At 40.5% G+C, this 7,521-nt stretch carries 7 protein-coding genes; 2 read left to right on the top strand and 5 right to left on the bottom strand.

Annotated elements, in window-relative coordinates:
* Positions 1–150 precede the first annotated feature (150 nt).
* Positions 151–639, bottom strand: coding sequence for a DUF6702 family protein (locus ACEW8U_RS00535; protein WP_373520073.1), 489 nt, complete (start codon positions 637–639; stop codon positions 151–153).
* A gap of 89 nt (positions 640–728) precedes the next feature.
* Here ACEW8U_RS00535 and ACEW8U_RS00530 point away from each other — a divergent pair, with 89 nt between their 5' ends.
* Both ACEW8U_RS00530 and ACEW8U_RS00525 read left to right on the top strand, forming a co-directional pair.
* The gene (locus ACEW8U_RS00530; protein ID WP_373520072.1) at positions 729–1,310 is read left to right on the top strand and encodes a HupE/UreJ family protein; all 582 of its coding nucleotides are present in this window, start codon (positions 729–731) and stop codon (positions 1,308–1,310) included.
* A gap of 244 nt (positions 1,311–1,554) precedes the next feature.
* Positions 1,555–3,882, top strand: coding sequence for a M1 family metallopeptidase (locus ACEW8U_RS00525; RefSeq protein ID WP_373520071.1), 2,328 nt, complete (start codon positions 1,555–1,557; stop codon positions 3,880–3,882).
* 354 nt (positions 3,883–4,236) lie between these two features.
* On the opposite strand, the gene ACEW8U_RS00520 is transcribed toward ACEW8U_RS00525, so the two are convergent.
* From ACEW8U_RS00520 to ACEW8U_RS00505, 4 genes are all read right to left on the bottom strand, one after another.
* Positions 4,237–5,412 (bottom strand): PQQ-dependent sugar dehydrogenase, encoded by a 1,176-nt coding sequence (locus ACEW8U_RS00520; protein ID WP_373520070.1) that lies wholly within the window; start codon positions 5,410–5,412, stop codon positions 4,237–4,239.
* Positions 5,413–5,661: 249 nt separating this feature from the next.
* Entirely contained in the window at positions 5,662–6,111 is a 450-nt protein-coding gene (locus ACEW8U_RS00515) for an STAS/SEC14 domain-containing protein (protein WP_373520069.1), read from the bottom strand.
* 37 nt (positions 6,112–6,148) lie between these two features.
* A complete protein-coding gene (locus tag ACEW8U_RS00510; protein WP_373520068.1) occupies positions 6,149–6,694 on the bottom strand; it encodes a fasciclin domain-containing protein in 546 nt (181 codons plus the stop codon).
* Positions 6,695–6,852: 158 nt separating this feature from the next.
* The gene (locus tag ACEW8U_RS00505; RefSeq protein WP_373520067.1) at positions 6,853–7,395 is read right to left on the bottom strand and encodes a hypothetical protein; all 543 of its coding nucleotides are present in this window, start codon (positions 7,393–7,395) and stop codon (positions 6,853–6,855) included.
* Between the last annotated feature and the right edge of the window lie 126 nt (positions 7,396–7,521).

Here is a 7,521-nt window from a genome sequence, read left to right as displayed (position 1 = left end):
AAGGGCTTTATTGAATTTCCCCTGAAATACGACAAAAAAACAGCCCCTTTAGGGGCAAAATATGGGTAGAAAAAGTTTGATTTCGTGAGATTTCTGTGCCTTTAGGTACGGGATATATTTTGTACCTAAAGGCACAAATATCGCAATTTATTAAAAATTCAATGTACCTATTTCTTTTCCCTTGTACAAAATCAGGCTTTTTGGTTTCTGATCTTTATAAAAGTTGACAATATTCTGTTGTCCTTCAAAATGTTCGATCAAGACTTCATTTCGAATTTGGACTACCTGAGGTATGGGAACCTTCAATGCCTCCAAATAAAACCAAACTGCTTCTTCTTCAATCTCAAACCCAAGATAGTACAAGCTAAACTTTTGGCCATTGACCATAATTTCATTTTTCTCTAACAAGTAGGACTTAACCATATCTTCCAACGCCTCCCGACTGTTTGTATTCAAAAAGTCAACCTTGGTTTTATAGACCTCAGCCAACGCGACCTCAAGATCATCCCAAAAGATTTTTTGAGCGATTTCCAGTGACTTTTGGGTCGGGTTATAGCGGATTTCGGTCAGACTGATATAGAAAGGATGAAAAAACACCTTCCATCCCAAAAAGAGTATGAAAATGTAATTCAATTGCATAAGGCTTCCTTTATTTTATTTTCTTTGCAAATTATACATTATACTCGCAGTCCTGATAATAATTCAGGTTATAATTTATTAAAGCGCGCATGGGACAGTTTCAACTGTATTTTCAATTAGGCATTCAACACATTCTGGATCTTAAAGGATTCGATCATATATTATTCGTAGTAGCACTATGTGCTATTTATGTATTGCGGGACTGGAAGAAGATCATCATTCTGGTGACTGCTTTTACCATAGGCCATTCCATCACCTTGGCTTTGGCCACCCTGAAATTGGTCAGCATCAGTTCTGATTGGGTGGAATTTCTCATTCCGGTCACAATAGCCATCACGGCTTTCAGTAATATCCTTTCCCCTAAGCCAAGTTCAGGCCGTGGAATTCAGGTTAATTATTTCTTTGCGCTTTTCTTTGGACTGATCCATGGTTTGGGATTTTCCAATTACCTCAGGTCATTATTAGGAAAAGAGGCTTCAATATTTCAGCCATTACTGGCTTTCAATTTAGGATTGGAAGCAGGTCAGTTGGTGATTGTGGCCATCTTTATGGTAGTAGCAGGGATATTAGTTGGAATTGTTGGGGTAAACAAAAAAGACTGGGCGTTGATTATATCTTCAATTGTACTTGGAATGGCAGTGATGATGATGATTGATACGAAGTTTTGGTAAAATAGAGAATTCGAAAATTTTAAAATTGCAAGATTGTAAAATTGTGACTAACCGAATTACTGAGAGTATGTGGAAAAACAAAAGTGAACGCAAGGATTTTAATCTCTACTCCGCGGCGCACAAATATCTATGAATATCGAATATCTGATACGATTGAAATTGGGGATTTATTTGGTGGGTGGTAGAGTATCAACAAATGCATATAAATAAAAGAATAGATTGATTTAGAGTAAAATAAGTAAATATGAAAAAAGTATCCCTCGTTTTAATGCTGCTATTTCTGGGTGGCTTTTCGGCCATGGCCCAATGGTCAGAACAGAATCATGCAGAAAGGTTTGAGCAGTTAGGCCCCATGCTGAGGTCACCCAATGTTTACCGTACGGCTTCCGGTGCACCGGGTCACATGTATTGGCAACAAAAAGCAGATCATGAGATTGAAGTTGAATTGAATGATGACAATCAGTCCATCAAAGGTTGGCAGAAGGTTACCTATTTCAACAATTCCCCTGATGACCTCAAATACCTTTGGATTCAGCTTGATCAAAATGAGCGTGCCAAGGATTCCAATACCCCCAAAATTGCAGAGAGCAGTATCAACCCTAGGATGTCCATGAGACAACTTGAAAACATTTTATGGCATGACCTTGATCTGGGATATAAAATACTTTCAGTAAAGGACATGGGTGGAAATGATATTCCTGTGACCATTGTGCAGACCATGATGAGGGTTGATTTACCCCAACCATTAAAAGCCGGAGAGAAAACCGAATTCACCATGGATTGGACTTTTAATATCCATGATAGGATGAGTTTCATTGGTGGCCGTCCGGGTTATGAGTTTTTTGAAAAAGACGGAAACTACCTTTACACCATGGCAGAGTGGTTCCCAAGAATGGCTGTGTATTCTGACTTTGAAGGCTGGCAGCATAAGCAGTTTGTTGGAAGAGGTGAATTTGCCCTGACCTTTGGTGACTACAAAGTGAAAATAACAGTGCCTGCAGACCACATGGTGGGTTCCACAGGTGTGCTTCAAAATCCTGAACAAGTATTGAGTTCAATCGAATTGGATAGATGGAATTCCTCTAAAAAGACTTTTGACAACCCCGTCATCATCCGTACCCAAGCTGAGGTGGAGAGATTGGAAAAGCAAAAAGCCAAAGACAAAAAAACCTGGGAATTCCATGCAGAGAATGTCAGGGATTTTGCCTGGACTTCTTCCAGAAAACTAATATGGGATGCCATGGCAGTGAAGCAGGGTGGCAATGAGGTCATGGCCATGTCTTACTATGCCAAAGAAGCCAATCCACTTTGGGGACAATATTCCACTAGGGTTGTAGCCCATACCCTAAAATCGTATTCTGCCCGAACCTTTGATTATCCATATCCTGTAGCCATCTCCGTAGAAGCTTCCAATGGTATGGAATATCCAATGATCTGTTTCAATTATGGAAGGCCTGATGCTGATGGAACCTATTCAGAGGCCATCAAAAACGGAATGATCGGTGTAATTATCCACGAGGTAGGACATAACTATTTCCCAATGATCGTCAACTCCGATGAGCGTCAGTGGTCTTGGATGGATGAAGGTTTGAATACCTTTATGCAATACCTCGCCGAACAGGAGTGGGACAGGAATTTTCCTTCCAGAAGAGGTGCTGCACACAAGATTGTGCCTTACATGAAAAGTGAAAAACATCTGTTGGAGCCTATTATGACCAATTCCGAGAACATCATTCAGTTTGGGCCAAATGCCTATGCAAAACCGGCAACAGGTCTGAATATTATGAGAGAGACCATCATGGGCCGTGAATTGTTCGATTATGCATACAAGGAATATGCACAGCGGTGGATGTTCAAGCATCCTACGCCAGATGATTTCTTCAGAACGATGGAGGATGCTTCAGGAATCGATTTGGATTGGTTTTGGAGGGGGTGGTTTTATGGGACAGATCCTGTTGATATTTCTTTAGAGGGGGTGAACTGGTACAAGTTGGACAACAGAACTCCAGCTGAGAAAAAAGCGGACGAAAAGAAAGCATTTGATATTGAGGAGACTTATGTCAGTAAAACCTACAACCTGAAAGACACCCCAGTGACCGTTGTGGAAGCAGATCCGGCTACTAGGGATTTCTATTACACCTATAATCCATTTGCAGTTACGCCCGACGATGATAAAGCCTATAAAGATTTTATGGCAAGATTAAGTCCCAAAGAAAAGGAATTGATCAATAGTGGTTTGAATTTCTATGAGATGAAATTCAGAAATATCGGAGGTTTGGTGATGCCTTTGATCATTCAGTTCAATTATACAGATGGTACTTCAGAAGTGGAAAGGATTCCCGCAGAAATCTGGAGATTGAATGAATGGGAAGTCTCTAAAGTATTTGCGAAGCAGAAAGAAGTGAAGAGTATCGTTCTTGATCCGTTCAGGGAAACAGCCGACATAGATGAAACCAACAATTACTGGCCAAGACAATATGAGCCAAGCAGGTTTGAAATGTTTAAAGGTGCTGGTGGGGCAAGAGGAGTTTCTATAGGCGATAATCCTATGAAAAAAGCTAGAAGAAAGTAAAAACCATAACCTTTAGGGTCTTTTTTTGACCCCGAAGGTTTTCTCCCAAATACTACACGTAGTAATTGGTTAGCCCTAATCTTGGTCAAGATAAGCAAAGACACTTACAACATATCCTCAAGACCTTCGATTCCGCAGTTGCGGAATTAAAGTTCCACTCCTACAACCTTTGAGATCTTCCCTACCAGAACGACAGGATCTCGAAGGTTTTTTTGTGGGTAAACCCAAACTGAAAGATAGCGGGATTCATGCCATGACTCAAAGTCATGGCATGAATTAAAAGGAAAGTGATTGCTCAATAACTATGTGCTCTATTAATCTATGTGGTAATAAAATTTTTTTATGTTGGATTGATCAATCGAATATCAATCGCAGTATTTTGTCATCATGAATCCTTAAAGGTGCCCTGCCATCGGTATTGCTGGTGGTGACATATAAATGCCCATCAGGACCTAAGGTAACATCTCTCATTCGGCCATAAATTCCTTTGGAAGGGGCATAGGAGAACCAACGCTCTATTTTGGTCACTTCATAATCGTTTTCTTTGTCAAAAACTATCCTGATTAAAGCCTGACCACCTAGGGAAGCTACATAAAGATCGCCTTTGTAAAATGTCATTCCCGCGGGTGGTACGGCTGCTTTGTTCCACATAACCTTTGGGTCAATAAATTCAGGAATACCAGGAGCACCGACCACTACAGGCCATCCATGGTTGCCACCCTTTTCCACTTTATTGATTTCATCACGGTACCTAACGCTATTTTCTACTTCTGCGCCTGAAGGACCGTGTTCAGAATTGAAAAATGCACCTGTATCAGGATCCCAGGCAAAGCCCTGAACAACCCTGTGCCCATAAGAGAAAATTGGGGAATTTTCAAAAGGATTATCAGAGGGTATGCCGCCTTCGGGTGTTATCCTTAGTATTTTTGAAGCCAATATATCAAAATCTTGTGCCACAAATGGCTGGGACATGTCCCCTGTTCCTATGTACAACATGCCATCAGGACCAAATTCTATTCTTCCACCCAGGTGTATGGCGTATGCCGGGATATCATCCATGATGATTTTATCTATTGTGGCGGTTTCACCTTGGTGGGTTAACCTAACCACTTTACTCAATAACTCATTCTGCTCATTCCTATAGGCATGCATGATATAAATCCAGGAGTTTTTTTCAAAGTCCGGGTGTAAGGCCAAGCCCATAAGTCCTGCATCCACTTCATGCACTGCACCAGGTACATTCAGGTAGTGCACTTGTTGGTTTTCTCCTCGAGGAATTCTAACAATACTGCCAGTTCTTTGGGCAACCAAGGCATCTCCGTCAGGTAAAAAGCGCAACGACCAGGGTATGGTAAGGCTATCCACCCAAACTTCCACCTTGACCCCACTTACTTCAGGTAAAAATACATCTTCTACTTTTTGAGGCACTTCCCCAAGAATGGGTTGAGCTTTTTTAACGGCATCCTGGGCAAAAATATTTTGGACATTGAATACAAGAATTGAAAGCAGTATTGTTATTTTGATCTTCATGCTTGCTTTATTTTTATACAATATTGTACTATTCTTTCAACCTTTTGCTTTCGAAAAATGTTCATTAGTCAATACAATGACCATAAAAAGTTAAAAATTGATAAGTAGTTGTAGTAATTAGTGTTTCCAAGGCTTTTATTAAGGTCCAAAAATATAGGGCTCTAAGATTAAACCTGATTGTAAAGCAAATCAAAAACTGAATTCAGCATCAACTTGGATGGAATTATGTTAACACCAAACCCCCAACTTTTAATAGTTCAGTCCAAGACTTTTTACCCAAGCTTCTGCTTCTTGTTCACCCGCAAAAATTTGATAGGGAACGGGTTGCTTTTGGAGTGAAAAAATCACTTTTAAGACAGCACGAATAGCCACATTGGGGATAATGTAGGCAGTTCCCGCACAATAGTCTTCCATCAGAGATTTGTTTTCCTTAAGCCATGTTGCTTGAATCTTTTGATGGGACAATGCGGGAACACCTGCATTGGAAGCATCGAAAATGATAGCCAAGGGTTTGTTGAACCGATAACAGGCTTTTGTTTGGTCTAGGTAAGCTTGAAAGTTTTGATCGGTGCTTTTATAACCTGTAAAACGGATCCGGACAATGGGAAAGCCGGATTCGTCGATGATTGCGTATGGATCCATGTCCTTAGAAACCCACTCGCGGTAAAAGGGTTTATTGACAAAAAAAAAACCTGCCAATCGGCAGGTTTTAATTTGTCAGTAATCTGATGGCAAATTATTTAGGCAATATGACCGAGTCAACAACATGAACCACACCGTTGCTACCTACTAGGTCAGCAGCAATTACATTGGCGCCATTGATCATCACTTTTCCATCCTTAATGGAAACTGTCAAATCCTGTCCATTTAAAGTTTTGACAATTTGACCATCTGACAAATCCGCTGCCATCACGTTTCCGGCTACGACGTGATAAGTCAAAACCCCAGTCAATTGGTCTTTGCTTTCAGGCTTCAACAAGGTATCCACTGTTCCTGCTGGCAATGCTGCAAATGCGGCATTGGTTGGGGCGAATACTGTAAAAGGACCTGTGCCACTTAATGTTTCTACCAAACCGGCAGCTGTAACCGCTGCAACCAAGGTGGTATGGTCAGGAGAACCAACAGCGATATCAACAACTGTGTTTGGAGCCTCTACAGGTACTTCCTCCACTACTTCAATTGTAGTTTCACTGCTGTCTTCCTTAGGGGCGTTTCCGCAACTAACCAAAAAAGCGGTAGATACTGTTGCAATCGCCAATGATAATAATTTTAATAGCTTCATGTTTTTCTGTTTTTGTTTTAGCATTAAACACCTAAGAATCAATATAGTTTTAAAAGTTTCAAACAAATTTTATCGGCCAAATTCACATTGGCCATTCATTTGGAAAAATAGTGGAAACTAAAAAGAGAGATTAATGAAAAAAGGGGAAAAAACAGCAGCTAATCCATCACCAGTATCACACATTTTTCAAGGACGGTCTCTCCTTGTCCTTTGATCCCATATCGAATCTGAACCATATATGATCCATTGATCACTTTCCTATTGTTGATGGTGCCATCCCAAATACATGTGGAGGGCTTTCCTGTTTGAGGATGTTGATCGCCACAAAAATAGATTAGTTCACCCCATCTGTTTTGAATCAAAACTTCCATCCATTCGATCAGGTTATCCGGATAAATCATAAAGGCCTTATTTGGGTCATTGGGAACAACTGCACTTGGATACCGGAGCGTCGACCTACATTTATCTTCCACTTCGAACTGAACAATGTGTTCACAGCCAAACCTGTCTATTGTCTTCAAGGTATAGGCACCTTCACTTTCCACAGAAAACACAAAGGAATTGCTTACTTCTATCTCATCTTTGTACCAAATGGACTCAATAAAATCACTTCCTGCCTCCAATCGAACCCCTACTTTTTTGCTGGAGCAAATGGAGTAAAGGTCATTCAGTATTGGTGGAGCTATTGTTGATCTTTTCACTTGTATCCTGCCAATGCCGGTAACACAACCTTCCGAATCCGTTAGTGTGACTGAATATTCTCCTTCATTTTCTACAAACAGCCACCAGGAAAAAGCCCAAAACCAAACCTTTTTTAAAAATCATAA

Origin of the sequence: Aquiflexum sp., assembly GCF_041751335.1 — a bacterium.
In the GTDB taxonomy this organism is placed as follows: domain Bacteria; phylum Bacteroidota; class Bacteroidia; order Cytophagales; family Cyclobacteriaceae; genus Aquiflexum.
Note: the sequence above shows the minus strand (reverse complement) of the source record. Positions and strands in the feature narration are given on the sequence as shown.